We start from the raw sequence: 24,128 nt of genomic DNA, 5'->3' as shown, positions 1-24,128 counted from the left end.
TAGACGGCGCGCAGGAGGCGAAAAATGGGCGTTCAGGCGGCGGACTCCGTCGCCAACCGCACCGTGCGCTCCGCGAGTTCGCTGATGCGCACCCCGTCGAAACCGAACACGGCGCTGCGCACGGTGTCCTCCAGCGGGTCCTTCCACCGGCCCGGGATCGCCGCCGCCCCGCACAGCACACCCGCCACCGAGCCGGCGGTGGCACCGTTCGAGTCGGTGTCCAGCCCGCCTCGGACGGTCAGCGTGATCGTGCGGGTGAAGTCGCCCTCGCCGTACAACAGCCCGGCGGTGAGCACCGCGATGTTCGGCACGACATGGATCCAGCCCAGCCCGGCCGTCTCCTCGCCCACCGTCGCGAGTGTGTCCTCCCAGGTCAGCCCGGCGTCGTGCAGCGAGACGACCCGCCGTACCGTCCTGGCGAGACGACAGCTCGCCGGGATCACCGCCATCGCCTCGTACACCGCCGCCCGCACCCCGGGCGCCGTGAACGCCGCCGCGACCAGCGCCGCCGCCCACATCGCCCCGTACACCCCGTTCCCGGTGTGCGAGAGCACCGCGTCGCGCCGGGCCAGCGAGGCCGCCTGCCGGGGCCGGCCCGGACAGGTCCAGCCGTGGATGTCGGCACGGATGAGAGCGCCGATCCACTCCTGGTACGGGTTGTCGTAGGTGGCGGTCAGCGGCGGCTTCAGCCCGCCCGCGAGGTTGCGGTAGGCGGCCCGTTCCGCCGTGAACGTCTGCAGATACGGCAGCCGCAGCAGCCACAGGTCACCGACCTGCTCGGTGGAGAAGCCGAAGCCGTGTGTCTCCAGGAGGTGGAGCCCGAGGATGGCGTAGTCGACGTCGTCGTCGCGGCAGCTGCCGTGGATCCGGCCGCGTACGCACTCCCGCCACTCCGGCCGCAGTGCCAGCCCGTCGCTCTCGGTGGCCGGCTCCGGCAGGTAGTCGGTGAGGGGCAGGGCCTCGGCCTGCCGCAGATAGCGGTCGATGCGCTCCCGCGTCCACAGGTCGCCCTGCTCGACCGGTTTCCCGAGCATGTTGCCCGCGATCCGGCCCAGCCAGCCCCCGAGAACGCGGTCGGTGAGTTCGGTGCCCACAGGGGTCATGGCGGTCATGGCTGAAGGTCTACCCAATTCCGGGCGCCGGCGCTCGGCGGACGGCGTAGGCCCCGCAGAAGCCCTCCAGCCGGCGTCCGGTGTTCGGTGGGCGGGACAGGGCATGACGGACAGCGTCCGATCCGGTTAGGGTCGCAGCGGCGCGACTGCCTTGACATGCGCAAGGCCCGATGAGCGAGGGGAACGCGAGGTGGCGAACGCCGCAGTGGACGGGACTGGAACTGACAGGGCGACCCCGCGGGTACTGATCGCCGCGGACAAGTTCAAGGGCACGCTGACGGCCGTCCAGGTCGCCGAGCGGGTCACCGCGGGCCTGCGCCGCGTCCGGCCCGACCTGGCGGTCGAGGCGCTGCCGGTGGCCGACGGCGGCGACGGCACGGTGGCCGCGGCGGTCGCGGCCGGGTTCGAACGGCGCGAGGTACGGGTCACCGGGCCGCTCGGCGAGCCCGTCACCGCCGCGTACGCGCTGCGCGACGACACGGCCGTCGTCGAGATGGCCGAGGCCAGCGGGTTGCAGCGGCTCCCCGCCGGGGTCTTCGCACCGCTCACGGCCTCGACGTACGGCTCCGGAGAGCTGCTGCGCGCCGCGCTCGACGCCGGCGCCCGCAGCATCGTGTTCGGCGTCGGCGGGAGCGCCACGACGGACGGCGGCGCGGGCATGCTCGCGGCGCTGGGCGCGCGCTTCCTGGACGAGGCGGGCAAGCCCGTCGGGCCCGGCGGCGGAGGTCTGCGCGACCTGGTGACGGCGGACCTGTCGGACCTCGACGAGAGGTTCGCGTCGATCGACTTCGTCCTGGCGAGCGACGTCGACAACCCGCTGACGGGCCCGAAGGGCGCCCCCGCCGTGTACGGGCCGCAGAAGGGGGCGAGCCCCGAGGACGTGGCGACGCTGGACGCGGCCCTGACCCACTTCGTGGCCGTCCTGGAGACGGCGATCGGGGGCCGGGCCGCCGAGCACGCCGTCGCGGCGGGCGCGGGGGCCGCGGGGGGCATCGGTTACGGGGCCCTGATCCTCGGCGCGCGCTTCCGGCCCGGTATCGAGGTCATGCTCGACGTCCTGGGCTTCTCGGACGCGCTGGCCCGCGCGACCCTCGTCATCACCGGCGAGGGGTCCCTCGACGAGCAGACCCTCCACGGCAAGGCCCCGGCGGGCGTCGCCGCGGCCGCGCGTGCCGCCGACAAGGAGGTTGTCGCGGTCTGCGGACGGCTGGCGTTGCCGCCGCAGGCGCTGGGGCGGGCCGGGATCCGCCGTGCCTATCCGCTGACCGAGCTCCAGCCCGACGTAGAGCGGTGCATCGCCGAGGCGGGGCCGATTCTGGAGGACGTGGCGGAACAGATCGGCCGGGACTTCCTGAGCTGAGATCTTCGGCCGCGGGTGGTTCGTGGTCGCTCGCGCAGTTCCCCATGCCCCTGAAAAGCGGGGGCGCCCCCTGGTCTTTCGCTTTTAGGGGCGCGGGGAACTGCGCGACCAGCCCCCCACCGGACCGGCACCCCGCCCAGCAACCCCCACCACCGATACGCGACGAGGGCCCGAACCAAAAGGTTCGGGCCCTCGTCGCGCTTTCGGGACTCTCACGGCCCCGCACACCGCCGGGACGGCTACGGCAGCTGCGCCGCCCGCGCCTCGCGCCGGTTGCCGCGGAAGTTGTTCACCCGCCGCGCCGTGGCGAAGAGGGGGATCACCGCGCCCATCACGAGCTGCAGGGCGCAGCCGGTCTGGAGGAGGAGCTGACCGCCGGGTGCGTCGAAGGCCCAGGCCATCAGCAGACCCATGGAGAGGACGATCCAGGAGAGCACCGCCCCCGCGAGGGGACCCCGCGGCTTCGGGTACTCGACCCGGCTCACCATCAGCCACGCGATGCCGAGGATCGCCAGGAGCGTCGCCACGAAGGGCAGCTCAAGGAGCACGATCGAGACGACGGTCAGCGCGCCGAACGGCGACGGCATGCCCTGGAAGGTGCCGTCCTTGACCGTGACGCAGGAGAATCTCGCGAGTCTCAGCACCACGGCCAGCAGTACGACGATCGCGCCCACCGCCGCCACGCGCTGGTGCGCGTCGTCCGCGACCATGCCGTAGACGAGGACGAAATACGCCGGCGCCAGGCCGAAGCTGATCAGGTCGGAGAGGTTGTCCAGCTCCGCGCCCATCGGCGAGGAGCGGAGCTTGCGCGCCACCAGCCCGTCGAACAGGTCGAAGATCGCCGCGCACAGCATCAGGATCACCGCGGTGGCCGCGCTGTGGCGGGCCATGCCCGACTCCTGGCTGCCCGTGAGGTGCGGGATCAGGATGCCGGTGGTGGTGAAGTACACCGCCATGAAGCCGCACGTCGCGTTGCCCAGGGTGAGGGTGTCCGCTATCGACAGGCGGAGTGACAGCGGCATTTCCTCCGCGTCGTCCGCCACCTCGTCCGCCTCGGGCACCCAGCCCGTCTGTGTCTCCGGATCAATCACGGTCAATGCGAGTCACCCCAGCCACGGTCTTCTGACCCACCTCGACGTCGATCTCCACGCCCTCGGGCAGGTAGATGTCGACGCGCGAGCCGAAGCGGATGAGCCCGATCCGGTCACCCTGCTCGACCTTGGTGCCCTCGGGGAGGTACGGGACGATGCGGCGAGCCACGGCGCCGGCGATCTGGATCATCTCGATGTCACCGAGCTCGGTGTCGAAGTGCCAGACGACGCGCTCGTTGTTCTCGCTCTCCTTGTTGAACGCCGGCACGAACCCGCCGGGGATGTGCTCGACCGACGTCACGGTGCCGGACAGCGGCGCCCGGTTGACGTGGACGTTGAGCGGGCTCATGAAGATCGCGACGCGGGTGCGGCCGTCCTTCCACGGCATGATGCTCTGCACCACTCCGTCGGCGGGCGAGATGACCCGGCCCTGGGCGATCTCACGCTCGGGGTCGCGGAAGAACCACAGCATGCCCGCCGCCAGCGCGGTGGCGGGTACGGCCACGGCCCGGGCGGCGCCGGAACGGCGCGCGCGGACGAGGCTGAGTGCTGCGGTGGCGACGGTCGGGAGAAGCCACGGCGATGCTCCGCGCGCGAGGCGTACGCCGACCAGGCTGTCGCGTGGTGCAGAGGTTTGGCTGTGGGGCATGGATGACCTTCGTAGCGGATGATGCCGCGCGGTGACTGGGGACGGCGGCTTTCCGGGGATCGTACCGGGCGCGAGCCGCAACTGGGCAAGCAAGGAAGCCGAGTCGGCGGCCGAACAGTGCTGACGGGGTGTGACCTACTTCTCGAAGGAAACACCCCTAATCGGACATTCGGCCATCGGCTAGCCCTGGAATCGATACTCTTCGAGCAGCCGACGGCCGATGATCATTTTCTGGATTTCGGCGGTACCTTCACCGATCAGCAGCATCGGCGCCTCGCGGTAGAGGCGCTCGATCTCGTACTCCTTGGAGAAGCCGTAACCGCCGTGGATCCGGAAGGCGTCCTCGACGACTTCTTTGCAGTATTCACTGGCCAGATACTTGGCCATTCCTGCTTCGAGGTCGTTTCGTTCGCCCGAGTCCTTTTTGCGCGCTGCGTTCACCATCATGGCATGGGCGGCCTCGACCTTGGTAGCCATCTCGGCCAGCTTGAACTGGATCGCCTGGTGCTGGGCGATCTGCTTTCCGAAGGTGTGCCGCTGCTGGGCGTACTGGACACCGAGTTCGAATGCACGCTGAGCGACACCGCAGCCACGTGCGGCCACATTCACCCGGCCGACCTCGACGCCGTCCATCATTTGGTAAAACCCTCGGCCGGTGGTGCCGCCCAGTACACGATTGGCCGGAATGCGCAGTCCGTCCATGATGAGTTCGGTCGTGTCGACGCCCTTGTAACCCATCTTGTCGATCTTCCCGGGAATGGTGAGGCCGGGACGGACCTCCCCGAAACCGGGCTCCTTCTCGACGAGGAAGGTCGTCATCGACTTGTGGGGCGCCGTGCCCTCGGGGTGTCCTTCGTCACTTCGGACGAGTACGGCGACCAGTGTTGACGTCCCGCCGTTCGTCAGCCACATCTTCTGACCGTTGAGGACGTACTCGTCGCCCTCCTTGACCGCCTTCGACGTGATGGCCGACACGTCGGAGCCGAGGCCCGGCTCCGACATCGAGAAGGCGCCCCGGATCTCACCGAGCGCCATCTTCGGCAGGAAGTGGTCCTTCTGCTCCTGCGTGCCGTGCTGCTTGAGCATGTACGCCACGATGAAGTGCGTGTTGATGATCCCGGAGACGGACATCCAGCCCCGGGCGATCTCCTCCACGCACAGCGCGTACGTGAGGAGGGACTCGCTCAGACCGCCGTACTCCTCGGGGATCATCAGGCCGAAGAGGCCCAATTCCTTGAGTCCGTCGACGATCGCTTGCGGGTACTCGTCGCGGTGCTCAAGCTCGGTCGCGACCGGGATGATCTCCTTGTCCACGAAGTCGCGGACGGTGGACAGGATCTCCTGCTGGACGTCCGTGAGCCCGTGGGTCTGGGCGAGTCGTGCCATGGCTACTTCTCCTGCTCCTTGAGCTGGGGGCGGCCCGGCTGCTCACCGCCGCGCTCCTTGATGTATGTCTCGGTCGGCACCAGCACCTTGCGGCGGAACACGCACACCAGCGTGCCGTCCTGCTTGTAGCCCTTGGTCTCGACGTACACGATCCCGCGGTCGTTCTTCGACTTGGACGGCCACTTGTCGAGCACGGTCGTCTGGCCGTAGACCGTGTCTCCGTGGAAGGTCGGCGCCACGTGCTTCAGCGACTCGATCTCCAGGTTGGCGATCGCCTTGCCCGAGACGTCCGGCACGGACATGCCCAGCAGCAGCGAGTAGATGTAGTTCCCGACGACGACGTTCTTGCCGAAATCGGTCGTCTTCTCCGCGTAGTTGCTGTCCATGTGGAGCGGGTGGTGGTTCATGGTGAGGAGACAGAAGAGATGGTCGTCGTACTCCGTGACCGTCTTCCCGGGCCAGTGCTTGTAGACCGCCCCGACCTCGAACTCCTCGTAAGTGCGCCCGAACTGCATGTCGCTACGCCTCCGGAATCTCGAACTTGCCGGTGCGCTTCATGCCGGCCGCGCGCCCCTTGCCGGAGATGACCAGGGCCATCTTGCGGCTGGCCTCGTCGATCATCTCGTCGCCGAGCATCGCCGAGCCCTTCTTGCCGCCCGCCTCGGACGTGTAGTAGTCGTACGCGTCCAGGATCAGTTCGGCGTGGTCGTAGTCCTCCTGCGAGGGCGAGAAGATCTCGTTGGACGCCTCGACCTGGCCCGGGTGCAGCACCCACTTGCCGTCGAAGCCGAGCGCGGCCGCGCGGCCCGCGACCTCGCGGTAGCCGTCGATGTTGCGGATCTGGAGGTAGGGGCCGTCGATCGCCTGGAGGTTGTTGGCTCGGGCGGCCATCAGGATCTTCATCAGGATGTAGTGGTAGGCGTCCGCCGGGTAGCCGGGCGGCTGCTCGCCCACGACCAGCGACTTCATGTTGATCGACGCCATGAAGTCGGCCGGGCCGAAGATGATCGTCTCGACGCGCTGGGAGGCCGTCGCGATCTCGTTGACGTTGTTCAGGCCCTGCGCGTTCTCGATCTGCGCCTCGATGCCGATCTTGCCGACCTCGAAGCCCATCGTCTTCTCGATCTGGGTCAACAGGAGGTCGAGAGCGACGACCTGCTGGGCGCTCTGCACCTTCGGCAGCATGATGCAGTCGAGGTTCGGGCCCGCCCCCTCGACGACGGTCACGACGTCGCGGTACGTCCACTGCGTCGTCCAGTCGTTGACGCGCACGACCCGCGTCTTGCCGGTCCAGTCGCCCTCGTTGAGGAACTTGACGATGGTGTGCCGGGCCTCGGGCTTGGCGAGCGGCGCGCAGGCGTCCTCCAGGTCGAGGAAGACCTGGTCGGCGGGGAGGCCCTGGGCCTTCTCCAGGAAGCGGGGGTTGCTTCCCGGCACCGCGAGGCAGGAGCGCCGCGGGCGAAGGCGGTTCACCTGAGGAACAGGGCTGGTCATGCGGGGACCTCCAGGGGGTCGAGCTTGTTCGCTTTCCGGATCTCGTCGACGATGCGGCCGATGATGCCGGTGATGTCGAAGTCCTTCGGGGTGAAGACCGCGGCCACGCCCGCGGCCCTCAGCTGTTCGGCGTCTCCATTCGGGATGATGCCACCGGCGATCACCGGAATGTCTGTGGCTCCCGCCACACGCAGCCGTTCCAGCACATCGGGGACCAGTTGGGCGTGCGAGCCGGACAGGATGGAGAGCCCGACGGCGTGCACATCCTCGGCGACGGCCGCGTCCACGATCTGTTCGGGCGTCAGCCGGATGCCCTGGTAGACCACCTCGAACCCGGCGTCACGGGCCCGCACGGCGATCTGCTCGGCCCCGTTGGAGTGCCCGTCCAGGCCCGGCTTGCCGACCAGGAAGCGGAGCTTGCCGACGCCCATGTCCTTCGCGGTCAGCTCCACCTTGCGGCGGACCTCCGACATGGCCGAGCCCTCCTCGGCCGGAACCGCCACCGGGGCGGACGAGACACCGGTCGGCGCCCGGAACTCCCCGAACACCTCGCGCAGGGCCCCGGCCCACTCGCCGGTCGTGACCCCGGCCCTGGCACACTCCAGGGTGGCCTCCATGAGGTTGGCGGTGCCCTGCGCGGCCTCCTTCAGCCGCTCCAGCGCCTTGCAGGGGCGCGGATGGTTGAACGGCGGCTGGTAGCGGGTGTCGCGCCAGTCCCGCAGCGACTTGACCACCCGCGCCTCGACCGCCGGGTCGACCGTCTGGATCGCCGCGTCGAGGTCGGCGGTCAGCGGGTTCGGCTCGGTCGACTCGAAGATGTTGACGCCGATGATCTTCTCCTGCCCGGACTCGATCCGGGCCCGGCGCTCGGCGTGCGAGGAGACCAGCTGCGACTTGAGGTAGCCGGACTCGACGGCGGCCATCGCGCCGCCCATCTCCTGGATCCGGTCGATCTCGGTGAGCGACTCCTCGACCAGCTCGGTCACCTTCGCCTCGATGACGTGCGAGCCCTCGAAGATGTCCTCGTACTCCAGCAGATCGCTCTCGTGCGCCAGCACCTGCTGGATCCGCAGCGACCACTGCTGGTCCCAGGGCCGGGGCAGCCCGAGGGCCTCGTTCCAGGCCGGCAGCTGAACGGCACGCGCACGGGCGTCCTTGGACAGCGTCACGGCCAGCATCTCAAGCACGATGCGCTGGACGTTGTTCTCCGGCTGCGCCTCCGTCAGCCCCAGGGAGTTGACCTGGACGCCGTACCGGAAACGCCGCTGCTTGGCGTTCTCGATGCCGTACCGCTCGCGGGTGATCTTGTCCCAGATGCGGCCGAACGCCCGCATCTTGCACATCTCCTCGATGAAGCGGACGCCCGCGTTCACGAAGAAGGAGATACGGGCGACGACATCACCGAACTTCTCGGCCGGGACCTGCCCCGAGTCCCGCACGGCGTCTAGCACGGCGATCGCCGTGGACATCGCGTACGCGATCTCCTGGACCGGCGTGGCGCCCGCCTCCTGCAGGTGGTAGCTACAGATGTTGATCGGGTTCCACTTCGGGATGTGGGAGACCGTGTACGCGATCATGTCCGTCGTCAGGCGCAGACTCGGCCCCGGCGGGAACACATGGGTGCCCCGCGACAGGTACTCCTTGACGATGTCGTTCTGGGTCGTGCCCTGGAGCTGGGTGATGTCCGCGCCGTGCTCCTCGGCGACGACCTGATAGAGCGCCAGCAGCCACATGGCGGTGGCGTTGATGGTCATCGAGGTGTTCATCTGCTCCAGGGGGATGTCCTGGAACAGCCGGCGCATGTCACCGACGTGGGCGACCGGGACCCCGACCCGTCCGACCTCGCCGCGGGCGAGGATGTGGTCGGAGTCGTAGCCGGTCTGTGTCGGCAGGTCGAACGCCACCGACAGGCCCGTCTGGCCCTTGGCGAGGTTGCGCCGGTACAGCTCGTTGGACGCCTCGGCCGTGGAGTGACCGGCGTACGTGCGCATGAGCCACGGCCGGTCCTTCTCCCGCTTGTCCTCGGCGGACTGACGCTCAGTCATCTATGACCCCGGGTGTCTCAGATGTTGCGGAAGCGGTTGATGGCGTCGATGTGCTCGGCGCGCTTCTCGTGGTCGCGCACGCCCAGCCCCTCCTCGGGGGCCAGCGCGAGCACACCGACCTTGCCCTGGTGGAGGTTGCGGTGCACGTCGTACGCGGCCTGCCCGGTCTCCTCCAGGGAGTAGACCTTCGACAGGGTGGGGTGGATCTTGCCCTTGGCGATGAGGCGGTTGGCCTCCCAGGCCTCGCGGTAGTTGGCGAAGTGGGAGCCGATGATCCGCTTCAGGGACATCCACAGGTACCGGTTGTCGTACTCGTGGTTGTAGCCCGACGTCGAGGCGCAGGTGACGATCGTGCCGCCCTTGCGGGTGACGTAGACCGACGCGCCGAAGGTCTCGCGGCCGGGGTGCTCGAAGACGATGTCGACGTCCTCGCCGCCGGTGAGCTCGCGGATGCGCTTGCCGAAGCGCTTCCACTCCTTGGGGTCCTGGTGGTGCTCGTCCTTCCAGAACTTGTAGTCCTCGGCGGTGCGGTCGATGATCGCCTCCGCGCCCATGGCCCGGCAGATACCGGCCTTCTGCTCGCTGGAGACGACACAGATGGGGTTGGCGCCACCGGCCAGGGCGAACTGGGTGGCGTACGAGCCGAGCCCGCCGCTCGCTCCCCAGATCAGCACGTTGTCGCCCTGCTTCATGCCGGCGCCGTTGCGGGAGACGAGCTGCCGGTACGCGGTGGAGTTCACCAGGCCCGGAGCGGCGGCCTCCTCCCAGCTGAGGTGGCCCGGCTTGGGCATCAGCTGGTTGGACTTGACGAGCGCGATCTCGGCGAGGCCGCCGAAGTTGGTCTCGAAGCCCCAGATGCGCTGTTCGGGGTCGAGCATCGTGTCGTTGTGGCCGTCGGACGACTCCAGCTCCACGCTCAGGCAGTGCGCGACGACCTCGTCCCCGGGCTGCCAGGCGTTGACGCCGGGGCCGGTGCGCAGGACGACGCCCGCGAGGTCGGAGCCGATGATGTGGTACGGCAGGTCGTGGCGCTTGGTGAGCTCGCTGAGCCTGCCGTAGCGCTCCAGGAACCCGAAGGTCGCCATGGGCTCGAAGATCGAGGTCCAGACCGAGTTGTAGTTCACCGACGAGGCCATGACGGCCACCAGGGCCTCGCCCGGGCCGAGCTCCGGGATCGGCACGTCGTCCAGATGGATCGACTTGCGGGGGTCCTTGTCACGGGTGGTGAGGCCCGCGAACATCTCCGTCTCGTCCTTGTGCACGGTGATCGCGCGGTAGGACTCGGGGAGCGGCAGTGCGGCGATGTCGGCAGCCGAGGCGGTCTGCGACTGGATCGCGTCCAGGATTTCCTTCACGGTGGTGCCTCCGGCGACGAGCGTCCGAGGGAAGACGCTGTTGAGGGTTACGTCGAGTGCTGCTGTGCTGGGTCGAGTGATGCCGTCGGTTCGGCGGAGGTGGTGCATCGGCGGCGCTTTGTGGCGCTGAAGGTTGCCTGTGACGCAGGCGTCCGGGCGCGTAAGCACGTGGCTTGCGGGGACAGCCGACGTACGAAAGGTCTCTGCACGCCGGCCGCCCGGACTCCTTCAACGTATGGCACGCCGTGTCACCCCGCAAGGCACGGAGTGCCAGAAAGTTCGCTCAGGTGAAATCTTTACGCAACACCTGAGCGATGATCGATCAGAGCGCCTCGAAAAAGGGGTCTGACATGCCAAAACGGCCACCCGATGGGGTGGCCGTTCTCACAGTTGCCGATGAGTAAAGCGGGGTTTCGACCGGGCACGGTCGGGGCGCGGTCGGGTTTCAGCGGTCCCGGAGTGCCTCTTCGATGGTCCGCATGACCTCGTCGAGGGGGGCGTCCGTCCGGGCGACGGTCACCAGGACCTCGCCGTGGGCCGAGGCTGTCGCGACGGCCGGCTCCGGGGCCAGGGTCCGGCCCGCGCCGGTGCCGGTGCCGAAGGTCTTGCGGACGATGGCGAAGGCGTGGTCGAGGTGGGTCTCGACGTCGCCCTGCGCGCCTGATCTGAGCCACCGCCGCAGTACGTGGTTGTGCGCGGTGACGACCGCCGACGCGGCGACCTCGGCGAGCAGCGGGTCGTCGTTGCCGTCGTCGTGGTGGGCGTGCTCGTCGAAGTGGCCCAGCAGATAGCGGGTGAAGAGACGCTCGTAGCGGGCCACGGAGGCGATCTCCGCCTCCCGGAGGGTGGGGACCTCGCGGGTCAGCTTGTAGCGGGCGACCGAGATCTCCGGCCGGGCCGCGTACATCTTCATGACTTCCTTGATGCCGCGGCACACCGTGTCGAGCGGGTGCTCGTGCTGGGGCGCCGCGTTGAGCACCGCCTCGGCGCGGATCAGGGTGTCGTCGTGGTCCGGGAAGATCGCCTCTTCCTTGGAGCGGAAGTGGCGGAAGAAGGTGCGGCGGGCGACCCCGGCCGCCGCCGCGATCTCGTCGACGGTGGTCGCCTCGTACCCCTTGGTCGAGAACAGCTCCATGGCCGCGGCCGCCAGTTCCCGGCGCATCTTGAGCCGTTGGGCGGCGGCACGACTGCCCGCGGCACTCTCCGGAGCGTCGGGCGTAGCCGGTGTACGTGAGGACTTGGCGGGCTGGGACATGCCCCGAACGTACTGCATCCGTGCAGGAGAGTGCGCACGTCCGGCCATCCCCCGGCCCCGCTCGGACGGGGGGTCGGCCGGGAGCGCCGCGCGGCCCGGGGGCGGGGGGCGGCCGCCCGGATCGAGGAGGCCGCCCCACTCGCCGCCCGCCGCGAACCGGTCGCCCTCGGACTCAGCGCTTGGCATATTCGCGGAAGCCGCGGCCGGTCTTGCGGCCGAGGCAGCCCGCGGCCACCAGGTGCTCAAGGAGCGGCGCCGGGGCCAGCCCCGGGTCGCGGAACTCGCGGTGCAGGACCTTCTCGATGGCCAGCGAGACATCGAGCCCGACCACGTCCAGCAGTTCGAACGGCCCCATCGGGTAGCCGCCGCCCAGCTTCATGGCCGCGTCGATGTCGTCCAGCGTCGCGTAGTGCTCCTGGACCATCTTGATCGCGTTGTTCAGGTACGGGAACAGCAGCGCGTTCACGATGAAACCGGCCCGGTCGCCGCAGTCCACCGGGTGCTTGCGGACCGAGGTGCACAGCTCGCGCACGGTCGCGTGCACGTCCTCGGCGGTGAGGACCGTGCGGACCACCTCGACCAGCTTCATCGCCGGCGCCGGGTTGAAGAAGTGCATGCCGATCACGTCCTGCGGGCGCGAGGTGGCGCGGGCGCAGGCGACGACGGGCAGCGAGGAGGTGGTGGTGGCGAGGATCGCGCCCGGCTTGCAGACCTTGTCGAAGGTCGCGAACAGCTGCCGCTTGACCTCCAGGTCCTCGGCCACGGCCTCCAGCGCCAGATCGACGTCCGCGAAGGCGTCGTACGAGCCGGCCGGGGTGATCCGGTCCAGCGTCTCGGCGGCGGCCTCGACCGTCATCCGGCCCTTGTCGACCGAACGCGACAGCGACTTGCCGATGCGGGCCTTCGCGGCCTGCGCCTTCTCCTCGCTGCGGGCGGCCAGCACGACCCCGTACCCGGCCTTCGCGAACACCTCGGCGATCCCGGACGCCATGGTCCCGGAACCCGCGACACCCACCGAGCGGACCGTACGGGCGGCGGCCGTCGCGACCCCCTCCTGGGGCGTCAGCGCGTCCCGCACGACGGTGGCGGAGCCCGGGGCCTCGTACGAGTAGAAGCCGCGCCCCGACTTGCGGCCGGTCAGGCCCGCGTCGCTGAGCTGCCTGAGGATCGGGGCCGGCGCGTGCAGCCGGTCGTGGGAGGCCGTGTACATGGCTTCCAGGACCGTACGGGCGGTGTCGATGCCGATCAGGTCCAGCAGCGCCAGCGGGCCCATCGGCAGGCCGCAGCCGAGCCGCATCGCCGCGTCGATGTCCTCACGGGAGGCGTACTTGGCCTCGTACATCGCGGCGGCCTGGTTGAGGTAGCCGAACAGCAGCCCGTCGGCCACGAAACCGGGCCGGTCGCCGACCGCGACGGGCTCCTTGCCCAGGTCGAGGGCGAGATCCGTGACCTGGGCGACGGCCTGCGGCGCGGTCAGCACCGAGGAGACGACCTCGACCAGCTTCATCGCGGGCGCCGGGTTGAAGAAGTGCAGCCCGAGCACCCGCTCGGGGTGCGCCGACTCGGCGGCCAGCCGCGTGACCGACAGCGCGTTGGTGCCGGTGGCGAGAACGGCCTCCGGACGCACGATCGCGTCCAGCTCGCGGAAGACCTGCTGCTTGATCTCGTACGACTCCGGGACCACCTCGATCACCAGGTCGGCGTCGGCCGCGGCCCGCAGGTCGGTGAAAGTGCGGAAGCGGGTGAGGACATCGCCGCGCTCCTGCTCGGTGATCCGCCCGCGTGCCACGGCACGCTCGGTGGAGGCCTCCAGTGCGGCGACGGCGCGGACGCCGGCCTCCTCGCTGATGTCGATGCCGACGACCTCGCGGCCGGCCCGGGACAGCACCTCGGCGAGACCGGTGCCCATCGTGCCGAGGCCGATGACGGCGATCGTCTTGAAGGGAGAGACGGGGGAGGACAGGGGAGTGGCCATCGCGGGACTCCTGGAATGAGGGTGACGACTTGAGGAGGAACGCGTCCCGGGTACGCCGACGAAGGCGCAACCAGCGCGTAAAGGTGCGGGTGTGGGTGGTGCCGGGCTACTGGCGCACACGCCCGGTGCCGTCGCCGCGGGCATGCACACGCCCAGGGGAAACGGCTGAACCGACCGACCCTGTCCCGGGGCCGAGCCGTACTGGTACTTCACGTACCGAACCGACTGTGCTCACGACGGCTGCGTCACCAAACCGTCGGGAGCGAACACGAGTGGGTAACTCGCTCGTGTGAGCTTAACCCGCGGGTAACGAGCGCGCCAGCCCTCGGGTTTGTGATGTACGCCCCCGGAGCGCGTTCGCGCCCGTACGCTCGGTGGCATGGGCGAGCAGTTGCGATCACTCACGGAGCGTGTGCGGCACGAGGCGGGTGGCTCCGCCGGATACGAGCGACTTGTCGTGACCGAGAGCACCGAGGAGTTGGCGGCCGTCCTGACCGAACCCGGGCAGCCCTTGTGGGCGCGGGAGCTGGCGGCGTTCCGATTGGGGGTCGCGGGGGACCGGCGGGCCTTCGAGGCGCTCGTCCTGCTGCTGAACCACCGGGATCCGCCGCGGTGCGCCGCCGCGGCGTACGCGCTGGCCCGGCTCGGCGACCCGCGTACCGCCCGGGCGGCGGCCGCCCTCGCCACGAATGAGCTGCGCGTCGCCTATGCGCTGCATCCTGTGCGGCTGCTGGTCGAGCTTCGGGCCCCTGAGGCCGTGCCTGCCCTGATCACCACGCTTCAGCGGCGGCTCGGACCGCACGATCCCTATCGGCGCGTGGCGCTCGCGTGTGTGGAGGGGCTGGGGGCGCTGGGGGATGCGCGGGCCAGGACGGTCCTGAACGAGGCCCTCGCGCATCCGAACCTCGCCGAGGCGGCAGTGCGTGCGTTGGCTCGTATCCCCAAGCAGCGGTAGCGCTCCGCTGCTTGAGCCGTGACTCGGCCGCGGGCCCGGTGGGGGCTTGTCGCGCAGTTCCCCGCGCCCCTTACAGGGCGCGTACGTATCGCACCTCGGGCACCTCGACCCCGTCCACCTCGAACGGTTCCTCCGCGCCGTCCGATGTGAAGCCGTGGTGTCCGTAGAAGCGGCGGGCCCGGGTGTTGTCCTTGAGCACCCACAGGAGCACGCGGCCGTGTCCGGCGGTCGTGCAGCGGTCGGTGGAGGCCCGTAGCAGGGCGCTGCCCACTCCGCCGCCGAAGTGGCCCGGCCGGATGTAGAGGGCATACAACTCGGCGTCCCCGGTGCGGACTTCACCGTCCCGGTACGGTCCGTACGCCGCCCAGCCGACGACCTGGCCGGCGCGCTCGGCGATCAGGTTCACCACAGAGCTGCCCGGCTTCGCGAGCATCGCCCGCCGCTTCTCCGCGTCCTCCTCCACGTCCATCGCGTCGAGATACGACTGCGGTACGAGCCCCGCGTACGCGGTCCGCCAGCCGCCGATCCGGATCTCGGCGACGGGACGGCAGTCGGCCGGGGTCATCTCGCGTATCAGGAGGTCGTCGTTCATGGCCGCACCCTAAAGGGGACGGCACCGCGGGGGGCGACAATTTCGTGCCCCCGCGGTGCCGTCAGGTCGGCTTCAGCCGCGGAAGCCGAGCAGGCCGTGCAGGGTCGAGCCGCGCGCGGAGGCGGACGCGGCCTCGGTGCTCAGGGGCTTGGGGCCGGGGAGCTTCTCGCAGACGGCGTCGACCTCGCCGTGACCGCGCGGCACCGTGCCGTCGGTGAGATACGCCGCCAGGTGTTTGTCCAGGCAGGCGTTCCCGCTCAGCGTGATGCCGTGGTTCCCGCCGCCCTGCTCGACGACCAGACCGGAGCCGCGCAGCAGATGGTGGGTGACGACGCCGCCCTCGTACGGGGTGGCCGCGTCGTCCGTGGCCTGGAAGATCAGGACCGGTGGCACCTCGGTGTTGGTGACGTCCACGGGGTGCAGGGACTTCGTGGGCCAGAACGCGCACGGTGCGTTGTACCAGGCGTTGTTCCAGGTCATGAACGGTGCCTTCTCGTACACCGCCCAGTTGTCGTCGCGCCACTCGTCCCAGTCGCGTGGCCAGGACGCGTCACGGCACTGCACCGAGGCGTAGACGCTGTAGCCGTTGTCGCGGGCCGCGTCGACGGCGGCGAAGTTCTCGTACGCCTCGACCAGCGGGTCGTCGTCCTTCTTGGTCACGAAGGCCGCGAAGGCCTCGGCGAGGTAGGGCCAGTAGCCGTCGTAGTAGCCGCCGGGCATGAACGTGTCCTCCAGTTCGGAGGCGCCCACCTTGCCGTCCGCGGGCCTCTTGGCCAGCGCCGCCCGCATCGCGTACCACTTGGCCTCGATCCTCTCCGGATCAGTGCCCAGCCTGTACGTCTTGTCGTTCTTCGCGATCCAGGCCATCAGTGCCCGGTGGCGGTCGTTGAACGCCTGGTCCTGCTGGAGGTTGTCGTCGTACCACACCCCCGTGGGGTCGACGACGGAGTCCAGCACGGCACGCCGCAGACGGTGCGGGAAGAGCTTGGCGTACACGGCGCCCAGATAGGTGCCGTACGAGTACCCGAAGTAGTTGATCCGCTTCGCGCCGAGCGCTTCGCGGATGGCGTCCATGTCCTTGACCGCGCTGATCGTGTCGATGTACGGCAGCACGTCCGCGTACTTCGTGGCGCAGGCCTTGGCGAAGGCCTCGACGCGTTCGAGGTTGGCCCGCTCGGTCTTCGCGGTGGTGGGCAGGGAGTCGGGGCGCACCGGTGAGAAGTGACCCGGCTCGCAGTTCAGTGCGGGCTTGCTGGCGCCGACGCCGCGCGGGTCGAAGCCGATGACGTCGTACTGCGCCGCCACCTTCTTCGGCAGCGAGGAGGCGACGAATCCGGCCAGGGTGAGCCCGCTGCCGCCGGGGCCGCCGGGGTTGACCAGCAGCGGTCCCTGGAACTTCTTCGCGGTGTGCGGGACCCGCGAGAGGGCGAGGGTGATCTTCCGCCCGGTGGGCTCGCGGTGGTCCAGCGGCACCTTCAGGGAGGCGCACTGGAGCGTCGGGTTCTCGGCGGTGGCGCACTTCTTCCAGGCGAGTTTCGCCACCGGTGCGGCGGCGGAGCCACCGCTCGCGTCGGCCGGGACCGCCGTGACCATGCCGGCCAGCACAGCGGCGGCACCGCACAGAGCGGCTGCGCGTTTCTTCATCGTCAGGCCTCCCAGGACGGAGGATTTCGGGCCGTGCACGTCACGGCCTCCGTCGCATCGTCCCGGACAGCGCCCTGGGAAGAACTCGTTCCGCCGAGACTTGACCCGATCGGGGTGGGAGAAACGCCCGGTTGTCCCCGGAGGTGTCAGGCCTCTTCCGTCACAGCAGTGTCAACTGGGTCGGCTCCGTGTTCGGGGCCGTCTCCGGCGCGGGCGGTTCGCTCGCCGGTATCCGCCTCGGCAGTTCCGCGCGCCGGGGGCCCATGCCGTACTCCTGGGCCAGTTCATGTACCTGACGGGTGATCTGCCGCTGGTACCACTTCGGGGCGTACGCGCCCTCCGCGTACAGCCGCTCGTAACGCCGTACCAGAGAGGGGTGGTGGCCCTCCAACCAGGCCATGTACCACTCGCGTGCGCCGGGCCGCAGATGCAGCACCAACGGGGTCACGGAGGTGGCGCCGGAGGCCGCGATGGCCCGTACGGTGGCGCGCAGCCGGTCCGGGTGGTCGCTGAGGAAGGGGAGCACGGGGGCCATCAGCACCCCGCAGTCGATGCCGTGGTCGGTGAAGGCGCGTACGACGTCCAGCCGGCGTTCCGGGGCGGGCGTGCCCGGCTCGACCGTGCGCCACAGCTCGGGGTCGGTGAAGCCGACGGAGACCGAGATCCCGACCTCGGTGACCTCCGCCGCCTGCCTGATCAGGTCCAGGTCGCGCAGGATCAGCGTGCCCTTGGTCAGGATGGAGAAGGGGTTCGCGTGGTCGCGCAGGGCCGTGATGATGCCCGGCATGAGGCGGTAGCGGCCCTCCGCGCGCTGGTAGCAGTCCACGTTGGTGCCCATCGCGATGTGCTCGCCGCGCCAGCGCGGCGAGGCCAGCTGCCGGCGCAGCAGCTCGGGCGCGTTGACCTTCACCACGATCTGCGAGTCGAAGTCGAGACCCGTGTCGAGGTCCAGATAGCTGTGGGTCTTGCGGGCGAAACAGTAGACGCACGCGTGCGTGCACCCCCGATAGGGGTTCACCGTCCACTCGAACGGCATCCGTGAGGCTCCGGCACCCGGTTCACGATCGATTTGGCGCGGACCTCGTGGAAGGTCATGCCGCGGAACTCGGGAGTGTCGAAGGTGCGGCTCGTCACCACATCCACGCCGAACAGCGCGGCGTCCCGGGCCGTGGCGGGGTTCTCGGCCAGATGGTCCCAGCGCATGGACGCCTCCTCGGTTGCTCTGAGCCCCAGAATAGAACACACGTTCCCTTGATCGTGCGAACTGGTTTTCGAACATCGTGTGGAGGTCTTGCCGGGGGTCGTCCGGGCAGGCCGCTCGCGGCCCTTGGGGCACCCCGATTTGGGCCGTCCGGGCGGGGGGTGGTTGGCTTTCCGCACATCCCCGAGTTACCAAGTGCTGGAGGAAGTGCAATGGCGCAGGTAGAGGCCACGACTGAGCGAGTCGTCGCGGCGGACGCGGAGACGGTGTTCGACACCCTGGCCGACTACAGCGGGGCGCGCGAGAAGCTGCTGCCCGAGCACTTCAGCGAGTACGAGGTGCGCGAGGGCGGCGACGGCGAGGGCACCCTCGTCCACTGGAGGCTCCAGGCCACCAGCAAGCGCGTCCGCGACTGTCTGCTGGAGGTCACCGAACCCTCCGACGGCGAGCTGGTCGAGAAGGACCGTAACTCCTCCATGGTCACCGTCTGGCGGGTCACCCCCGCCGGCGAGGGCGGGTCCCGGGTCGTCGTCACCACCACCTGGCAGGGCGCCGGCGGCATCGGAGGCTTCTTCGAGAAGACCTTCGCTCCCAAGGGCCTCGGCCGGATCTACGACGCCCTGCTCGCCAACCTCGCCGCCGAGGTCGAGAAGTAACGCCGGGACCAGGGCATACGGCGGAAGCGGCGCCCCGGTCCAACGGGTGGCCGCGCGGGGCATGTTGCCGCCCTCACCGGTTCGAGTGGATCTCCGTGACGCTCCCCGGAATGCCGTAACTCGCCGCACTTACCGACAGTTGCCGCTTAACGCGGGAATTGTGCGGTAAGTGCGACGAGGGGAGCGGTACGCATGGGCGCGATCACTCTGGTGAAGGGCGAACCGACCACCACACCCGCACCGCCACCGACCGCCGAGCCTCCCCAACCTGCTCCGGGCCGCGTCCGGTTGGTCTTCTCCGCCCTCCTGCTCGTCCTGCTCCTCGCCGCGCTGGAGCAGATGATCGTCGCCACCGCGCTCCCCGAGATCGTCGGCGAGCTGCACGGCCTGGACCGGATGTCCTGGACGATCACGGCGTATCTGCTCACCGCCACCGTCACCCTGCCCGTCTACGGCAGACTCGGCGACCTCCACGGCCGCAAGGGCGTCTTCCAGTTCGCGCTCGTGGTCTTCCTGGCCGGCTCCGCACTCGCCGGCCGCGCGCACACCATGGACCAGCTCATCGCCTTCCGCGCCCTCCAGGGCCTCGGCGCGGGCGGCCTCATGATCGGTGTGCAGGCGATCATCTCCGACCTCGTGCCGTCCCGGGCCCGTGGCCGCTATCTGGGCCTGGTCGGCGCCGCGTTCGGCCTCGCCTCCGTCGCGGGCCCGCTCCTCGGCGGCTGGTTCACCGACCACCTCTCCTGGCGGTGGTGCTTCTACGTCAATGTGCCCTTCGGCCTGATCACTCTGGCCGTCGTCACCTTCGCGCTGAAGCTGCCGAAGCCCACGGCCCGTGGACGCCTCGACGTCCTGGGGACGCTGCTGCTCGCCGCCGCGTCGACCTGCCTGGTACTGCTGGCCGGCTGGGGCGGCACCACCTACCCGTGGGACTCACGGATCGTCCTCGGGCTCGGCGCCGGCGCGGCCCTGGCGACCGTCCTCTTCCTCGTCGCGGAGCGGTTCGCCGTCCAACCGCTCATCCCCCTGCGGCTGTTCAAGGACTCGGCCTTCGTGGTGACCGGGCTCGTGGGCATCGCCATCGGCATCGCCCTCTTCGGCGCCGCCAGTTATCTGCCGACCCAGCTCCAGATGGCCGGCGGTGTCTCCGCCACGGAGTCCGGGCTCCTGATGCTGCCGATGATGGCCGGGATCGTCGGCGCGTCCGTCGTCTCCGGCCAGCTCATCAGCCACACCGGGCACTACCGCACGTACCCCGTCCTCGGCTGCGCCCTGGCCGCCCTCGGCATGTGGCTGCTGTCCCGCCTGGAGACCGACACGCCCCGGCTGCAGTACGGCATCTGGACGGCCGTCCTCGGCGCGGGCATCGGCATGGTGATGCCGGTCCTGATCTTCGCCGTGCAGCACTCCGTGCGCCCCGGCGACACCGGGAGCGCCACCGCCGCGGGCAACTACCTCCGGCAGCTCGGCGGCAGCCTGGGGGTGGCCGTCTTCGGCGCGCTCCTCCTGGAACGGCTCGCCGACCGCCTTCCCGCACGCGCGCGCGGCGTCCTCCCCGACCCCGACTCCCTCACCCCGGAGCTGGTCCACGCCCTGCCCGACCCGCTGCGCGACGCCTACGCCGGGGCCTATGCCGAGGCCATGCCGCGGATCTTCCTGTACCTCGCGCCGGTGCTCGTCCTCGGGCTCCTCGTCGCCTGCTTCCTCAAGGAGAAACCTCCGGTGACCCACGACGAGGTACCCATCGAGCCCACGCCCTCCGCCCAGACCGGGGGGACCCCCGTCTCGCATCGCTCGCAGTACGCCCCCGGAGTGCCTGTCTGCGGCACGGTCCAGCACCCCGACGGCACCGTCGTGCCCCGGGCGGCGCTCACCCTCATCGACGCCACGGGCCGGCAGACCGGGCGCGGCGGCAGCGGCGACGACGGGCGGTACGCGCTGTCCACGCCCGGGCCGGGAGCCTATGTGCTGATCGCGGCCGCCGGCGGCCACCAGCCGCAGGCCGTGAGCGTCACCGTCGGCGAGCGTCCCGTCGAGGTCGACATCGTCCTCGGCGGCGCGGGACGCCTGGTCGGGACCGTACGGACGGCGGACGGCCGGGTGGTGAGCGACGCGACCGTCACGCTCACCAACGTCCACGGCGAGGTCGTCGTGACCACCCGCAGCGGGGAGGAGGGCGAGTACGTCATCACCGAACTGATCGCCGGGGAGTACACCCTCGCGGCCGGCGCCCACTCCTACCGCCCCGCCGCGCTGCCCGTCACCGTCCGGGCCGCCCGCGAGACCCGCCAGGACATCGAACTCGCCGGGGGAGCCGTCCTGCGGGGCACGGTCCGCGCCGGGGGCGGCCGACCGGTGGAGGACGCGCGCGTCACCCTCCTCGACGCCGGCGGCAACGTCGTCGACACCCTCACCACCGGCATCGACGGGACGTTCCGGTTCGTCGACCTCTCCTCGGGCGAGTACACGGTGATCGCCACCGGATATCCCCCCGTCGCGAAGGTGCTCCAGGTCGCCGCCGGTGGCAGGACGGAACGGGATCTGCAGCTGGGGCACGCGGACTGAGCGATTGAGGGACTGAGGGACGGAGCGGCTGAGGCACTGAGTGGGCTGCGCTGTCGGCCGGGCCGGTCGTCATCCGGGGGGCGTGCGAGTGAATCGTGCGCCGCCCGTGCCGCCAGCGGTGCGCCGGAGGCTCCTTCGGGAAAATTCGTGCATTGCCACACCTCGCAACACTACGCAGCCGTACGGTAGTGGGGGCGGCGCAGATCTTGCGAGCCGTGGGGAGAAAGGGCCTTGGCCATGGACCGTGGCACCGACACGGGCGCGACTACCGGTCACGGAGCCGGTCATGGAGCCGGTCATGACGCCGGCCATGGCATGGCGGAGCAGGCCGCGGCCGGTCGTATACCCCTGGCCGTGGTCGTCGTCGACCGCGCGGGCCTCGTGTCGCACTGGAGCACCGGCGCCCGGCGGCTCTTCGGCACCGCCAAGGACGACGCGGTGGGCCGGCCCGCCCTGGACCTGCTGCCCGTCTCCGGGGCCCTCCCGGAGGAGGACGACACCCCGGCCCACGGGGCGTACGGCCCGTACGACGCGCTCGGCCACGACCTGGAGTCCTCCCTCGACGGACACCTGTCCTACCCGGCGGCGGGCCGCGCCCGGCTCACCGCGCCCGACCGTGCCCGGGTCGACGTCCTGTGGTGGGCCTACCCGCTGGTCGGCCCCGGCCCGGAACGACTCCTCGTGCTGGCCGCCGACGCCGAGACACTGTGCCGGGCGGACGACGACGTGGTCGTGGCCACCGAACGCATCGCCCCCGGTTTCGCCCTGCACACCGACTTCCCCGGCGCCGGTGAACTCGCCCGCAGACTCCCCGAGATCCTTCCCAGCATGAGCGTCGGCGAGAGCGCCCGTATCGTCGCCCAGGTCCTCGAACTGGGCTATCCGGTGCTGGAGTTCAGCCAGAACGACCGGGTGCCCGTCACCCCCGACTGGGGCGTGCCCCGGCGTGCGGAGCGGCAGGCGCGCCGTGCGCGGGCCGCGCGCGCCGTCGCCGAAGGGCTGCCGGTCCCGCAGGACGCGCGGGACGAGGGCGAGGACCTCGAATACGCGGCCGTACGCGAGCGCCTGGAGTTCCTCAACGAGGTCAGCGGCCGCATCGGCACCTCCCTCGACCTGTCCCGGACCATCGTCGAGGTCAGCAAGGCCGTCGTGCCGCGCTTCACCGACGTCGCCGGCACCTATCTGCGCGAACAGGTCGTCGCCGGTGAGGGCTTCCCCGACGGGGTGCCCGACACGACCACGATGTGGCACCGGGTGGCACTGGAGCACACGGACGAGCCGGGCCGCTGGGACGACGTCGTACCGGTCGGCGAGGCCATGCCGTTCCCGGCGCACACCCCGTTCTTCCAGTGCATGACCACCGGCGAACCCGTCCTCGTGCCGCGCATCAGCGAGCAGATGGGGCACGGAATCGCCGCGCAGTTCGAGAAGCGCGACATCCGGCCGCTGATCACGGGCCGTTCCATGCTGATCGTGCCGCTGAAGGCCCGCCACGTGGTGCTCGGCTTCATGATCCTGCTGCGCCACCCGGAGCGCGAGGTCTTCGACGACATGGACCGCGTCACCGGCGCCGAACTCGCCGCCCGCGCGGGCCTCGTCCTCGACAACGCGCGTATGTACACCTACCAGGAGAACGTCGCCGAGACGCTCCAGGACAGCATGCTGCCGAACATCGCGGCCCATATGTCGGGCTGCGACATCGCCACCCGCTATCTGCCGGGCACGCTGCTCGGGCGGGTCGGCGGCGACTGGTTCGACTCGGTGAAGCTGCCCGGCGCCCGCACCGCCCTGGTCGTCGGCGACGTCATGGGGCACGGCCTCAACTCCGCCGCGATGATGGGCCAGTTGCGCACGGCCGTCCAGACCATGGCCGCCCTCGACCTGCCACCCGCACAGCTCCTGCGCAACCTCGACGACCTCGCCCAGCGCCTCGGCGAGCACTACCTCGCGACCTGTCTCTACGCCGTCTACGACCCCATCGCGAGCGAACTGCACATCGCCAACGCCGGCCACATCCCGCCGGTGCTGGTCCGCGCGGTCGACGGCCGCAGCGAACTGCTCGACCTGCCCACGGGCGCGCCCATCGGCGTCGGCGGGGTGCCGTTCGAGGCGGTACACGTGCGCGTGGAGCCCGGCGACCGGCTGGTGATGTGCACCGACGGGCTCGTCGAGGTGCGTGGTGAGGACATCGGCGTGGGCCTCGCGACACTGTGTGAGTCCGCGGCCCACCCGGCCGCCTCCATGGACGACGCCTGCGACACCATCATCCGCACCCTCGCCGCCACCTTCTCGGCGGCCTGCCGGGGCGGCCGCAAGGACGACGTGGCCCTGCTGATGGCCCGCCTCAACGGCATCGAACCCGACGATGTCGCCGAGTGGCGGCTCGCCGCCGATCCGATAGAGGTCGGCCGCGCCCGCGCCGTCGTCCGCGAACAGCTCTGCGTCTGGGGCCTGGACTCCCTCACCGCCACCACCGAACTGCTGGTCGGCGAACTCGTCACCAACGCCGTACGACACGCCCGCGGCCGCCGAGTCGAACTGCGCCTCATCCGCGGCGACACCCTCCAGTGCGAGGTCTGCGACGACGACCCCACCCTCCCCACACTGCTCAGCGCGGCCCCCACCGACGAGTTCGGCCGCGGGCTGCGCGTCGTCACCACCCTGGCCCGCGAGTGGGGGACCAGCCGGACGGGCGCGGGCAAGACGGTGTGGTTCGAACTGACGCTGCCACGGCGACGCTGAGGCGGCGCGGCGTCCGAACGGGACGTAAAGGTGTGCGCGCGGTCCTTGTCC

General features: G+C 70.2%; 17 protein-coding genes and 1 pseudogene. 5 read left to right on the top strand and 13 right to left on the bottom strand.

What is annotated here, in order from left to right; translation table 11 throughout:
- Positions 1-32: 32 nt before the first annotated feature.
- Positions 33-1,103: an ADP-ribosylglycohydrolase family protein gene (locus I8N67_RS13015; protein ID WP_200303187.1), complete on the bottom strand. Its 1,071-nt coding sequence runs from the start codon at positions 1,101-1,103 to the stop codon at positions 33-35.
- 199 nt (positions 1,104-1,302) lie between these two features.
- Here I8N67_RS13015 and I8N67_RS13010 point away from each other — a divergent pair, with 199 nt between their 5' ends.
- Positions 1,303-2,472 (top strand): glycerate kinase, encoded by a 1,170-nt coding sequence (locus I8N67_RS13010; RefSeq protein ID WP_200303171.1) that lies wholly within the window; start codon positions 1,303-1,305, stop codon positions 2,470-2,472.
- Positions 2,473-2,711: 239 nt separating this feature from the next.
- Here the strand turns inward: I8N67_RS13010 and pssA are convergent, their stop codons facing one another.
- The 9 genes from pssA to I8N67_RS12965 form a co-directional block, all read right to left on the bottom strand.
- Positions 2,712-3,569 (bottom strand): CDP-diacylglycerol--serine O-phosphatidyltransferase, encoded by an 858-nt coding sequence (gene pssA / locus I8N67_RS13005; protein WP_200303170.1) that lies wholly within the window; start codon positions 3,567-3,569, stop codon positions 2,712-2,714.
- Entirely contained in the window at positions 3,556-4,212 is a 657-nt protein-coding gene (locus tag I8N67_RS13000; RefSeq protein WP_200303168.1) for a phosphatidylserine decarboxylase, read from the bottom strand. Before I8N67_RS13000 ends, pssA begins: the two co-directional genes overlap by 14 nt.
- Positions 4,213-4,392: 180 nt before the next feature.
- The gene (locus I8N67_RS12995; RefSeq protein ID WP_200303167.1) at positions 4,393-5,598 is read right to left on the bottom strand and encodes an acyl-CoA dehydrogenase family protein; all 1,206 of its coding nucleotides are present in this window, start codon (positions 5,596-5,598) and stop codon (positions 4,393-4,395) included.
- 2 nt (positions 5,599-5,600) lie between these two features.
- Complete coding sequence (locus I8N67_RS12990; protein WP_200303166.1) at positions 5,601-6,113, bottom strand: MaoC family dehydratase; 513 nt, start codon at positions 6,111-6,113, stop codon at positions 5,601-5,603.
- A 4-nt stretch (positions 6,114-6,117) separates the two neighbouring features.
- A complete protein-coding gene (locus tag I8N67_RS12985) occupies positions 6,118-7,092 on the bottom strand; it encodes an HpcH/HpaI aldolase/citrate lyase family protein (RefSeq protein WP_200303165.1) in 975 nt (324 codons plus the stop codon).
- Entirely contained in the window at positions 7,089-9,137 is a 2,049-nt protein-coding gene (locus I8N67_RS12980) for an ethylmalonyl-CoA mutase (RefSeq protein WP_200303164.1), read from the bottom strand. Before I8N67_RS12980 ends, I8N67_RS12985 begins: the two co-directional genes overlap by 4 nt.
- Positions 9,138-9,154: 17 nt before the next feature.
- Complete coding sequence (gene ccrA, locus I8N67_RS12975; RefSeq protein ID WP_200303163.1) at positions 9,155-10,492, bottom strand: crotonyl-CoA carboxylase/reductase; 1,338 nt, start codon at positions 10,490-10,492, stop codon at positions 9,155-9,157.
- 445 nt (positions 10,493-10,937) lie between these two features.
- A complete protein-coding gene (locus tag I8N67_RS12970; RefSeq protein ID WP_234045582.1) occupies positions 10,938-11,747 on the bottom strand; it encodes a TetR family transcriptional regulator in 810 nt (269 codons plus the stop codon).
- A gap of 172 nt (positions 11,748-11,919) precedes the next feature.
- Positions 11,920-13,722 (bottom strand): 3-hydroxyacyl-CoA dehydrogenase family protein, encoded by a 1,803-nt coding sequence (locus I8N67_RS12965; RefSeq protein WP_200303154.1) that lies wholly within the window; start codon positions 13,720-13,722, stop codon positions 11,920-11,922.
- A 379-nt stretch (positions 13,723-14,101) separates the two neighbouring features.
- On the opposite strand from I8N67_RS12965, the gene I8N67_RS12960 reads away from it, so the two are divergent.
- A complete protein-coding gene (locus I8N67_RS12960; RefSeq protein WP_200303152.1) occupies positions 14,102-14,677 on the top strand; it encodes an adenylosuccinate lyase in 576 nt (191 codons plus the stop codon).
- Between the two features lie 70 nt (positions 14,678-14,747).
- Here I8N67_RS12960 and I8N67_RS12955 read toward each other — a convergent pair whose 3' ends face one another.
- The 3 genes and pseudogenes from I8N67_RS12955 to I8N67_RS12945 all read right to left on the bottom strand — a co-directional run bounded on the left by I8N67_RS12955 (position 14,748) and on the right by I8N67_RS12945 (position 18,116).
- Positions 14,748-15,269 carry a GNAT family N-acetyltransferase gene (locus tag I8N67_RS12955; protein WP_200303150.1) on the bottom strand — a complete coding sequence of 174 codons (522 nt, stop codon included), beginning with the start codon at positions 15,267-15,269 and terminating at the stop codon, positions 14,748-14,750.
- A 72-nt stretch (positions 15,270-15,341) separates the two neighbouring features.
- A complete protein-coding gene (locus I8N67_RS12950; protein WP_200303148.1) occupies positions 15,342-16,913 on the bottom strand; it encodes an alpha/beta hydrolase in 1,572 nt (523 codons plus the stop codon).
- A gap of 160 nt (positions 16,914-17,073) precedes the next feature.
- Positions 17,074-18,116 (bottom strand): annotated as a pseudogene (locus I8N67_RS12945) (Rv2578c family radical SAM protein).
- 210 nt (positions 18,117-18,326) lie between these two features.
- On the opposite strand from I8N67_RS12945, the gene I8N67_RS12940 reads away from it, so the two are divergent.
- The 3 genes from I8N67_RS12940 to I8N67_RS12930 all read left to right on the top strand — a co-directional run bounded on the left by I8N67_RS12940 (position 18,327) and on the right by I8N67_RS12930 (position 24,077).
- Positions 18,327-18,770, top strand: coding sequence for an SRPBCC family protein (locus I8N67_RS12940; RefSeq protein WP_200303146.1), 444 nt, complete (start codon positions 18,327-18,329; stop codon positions 18,768-18,770).
- A gap of 192 nt (positions 18,771-18,962) precedes the next feature.
- A complete protein-coding gene (locus I8N67_RS12935) occupies positions 18,963-21,335 on the top strand; it encodes an MFS transporter (RefSeq protein ID WP_200303144.1) in 2,373 nt (790 codons plus the stop codon).
- 237 nt (positions 21,336-21,572) lie between these two features.
- A complete protein-coding gene (locus I8N67_RS12930) occupies positions 21,573-24,077 on the top strand; it encodes an ATP-binding SpoIIE family protein phosphatase (protein ID WP_200303143.1) in 2,505 nt (834 codons plus the stop codon).
- Positions 24,078-24,128 lie beyond the last annotated feature (51 nt).

The organism is Streptomyces adelaidensis (assembly GCF_016598475.1).
In the GTDB taxonomy this organism is placed as follows: Bacteria; Actinomycetota; Actinomycetes; order Streptomycetales; family Streptomycetaceae; genus Streptomyces; species Streptomyces adelaidensis.
This window is presented reverse-complemented; position numbering and strand designations above follow the sequence as displayed.

Coding starts and splice junctions, on each gene's coding strand:
- I8N67_RS13015 (WP_200303187.1), bottom strand. CDS start 1,103: ATGACCCCTGTGGGCACCGAACTCACCGACCGCGTTCTCGGGGGCTGG.
- I8N67_RS13000 (WP_200303168.1), bottom strand. CDS start 4,212: ATGCCCCACAGCCAAACCTCTGCACCACGCGACAGCCTGGTCGGCGTA.
- I8N67_RS12995 (WP_200303167.1), bottom strand. CDS start 5,598: ATGGCACGACTCGCCCAGACCCACGGGCTCACGGACGTCCAGCAGGAG.
- I8N67_RS12990 (WP_200303166.1), bottom strand. CDS start 6,113: ATGCAGTTCGGGCGCACTTACGAGGAGTTCGAGGTCGGGGCGGTCTAC.
- I8N67_RS12985 (WP_200303165.1), bottom strand. CDS start 7,092: ATGACCAGCCCTGTTCCTCAGGTGAACCGCCTTCGCCCGCGGCGCTCC.
- I8N67_RS12980 (WP_200303164.1), bottom strand. CDS start 9,137: ATGACTGAGCGTCAGTCCGCCGAGGACAAGCGGGAGAAGGACCGGCCG.
- I8N67_RS12970 (WP_234045582.1), bottom strand. CDS start 11,747: ATGTCCCAGCCCGCCAAGTCCTCACGTACACCGGCTACGCCCGACGCT.
- I8N67_RS12965 (WP_200303154.1), bottom strand. CDS start 13,722: ATGGCCACTCCCCTGTCCTCCCCCGTCTCTCCCTTCAAGACGATCGCC.
- I8N67_RS12960 (WP_200303152.1), top strand. CDS start 14,102: ATGGGCGAGCAGTTGCGATCACTCACGGAGCGTGTGCGGCACGAGGCG.
- I8N67_RS12955 (WP_200303150.1), bottom strand. CDS start 15,269: ATGAACGACGACCTCCTGATACGCGAGATGACCCCGGCCGACTGCCGT.
- I8N67_RS12950 (WP_200303148.1), bottom strand. CDS start 16,913: ATGAAGAAACGCGCAGCCGCTCTGTGCGGTGCCGCCGCTGTGCTGGCC.
- I8N67_RS12940 (WP_200303146.1), top strand. CDS start 18,327: ATGGCGCAGGTAGAGGCCACGACTGAGCGAGTCGTCGCGGCGGACGCG.
- I8N67_RS12935 (WP_200303144.1), top strand. CDS start 18,963: ATGGGCGCGATCACTCTGGTGAAGGGCGAACCGACCACCACACCCGCA.
- I8N67_RS12930 (WP_200303143.1), top strand. CDS start 21,573: ATGGACCGTGGCACCGACACGGGCGCGACTACCGGTCACGGAGCCGGT.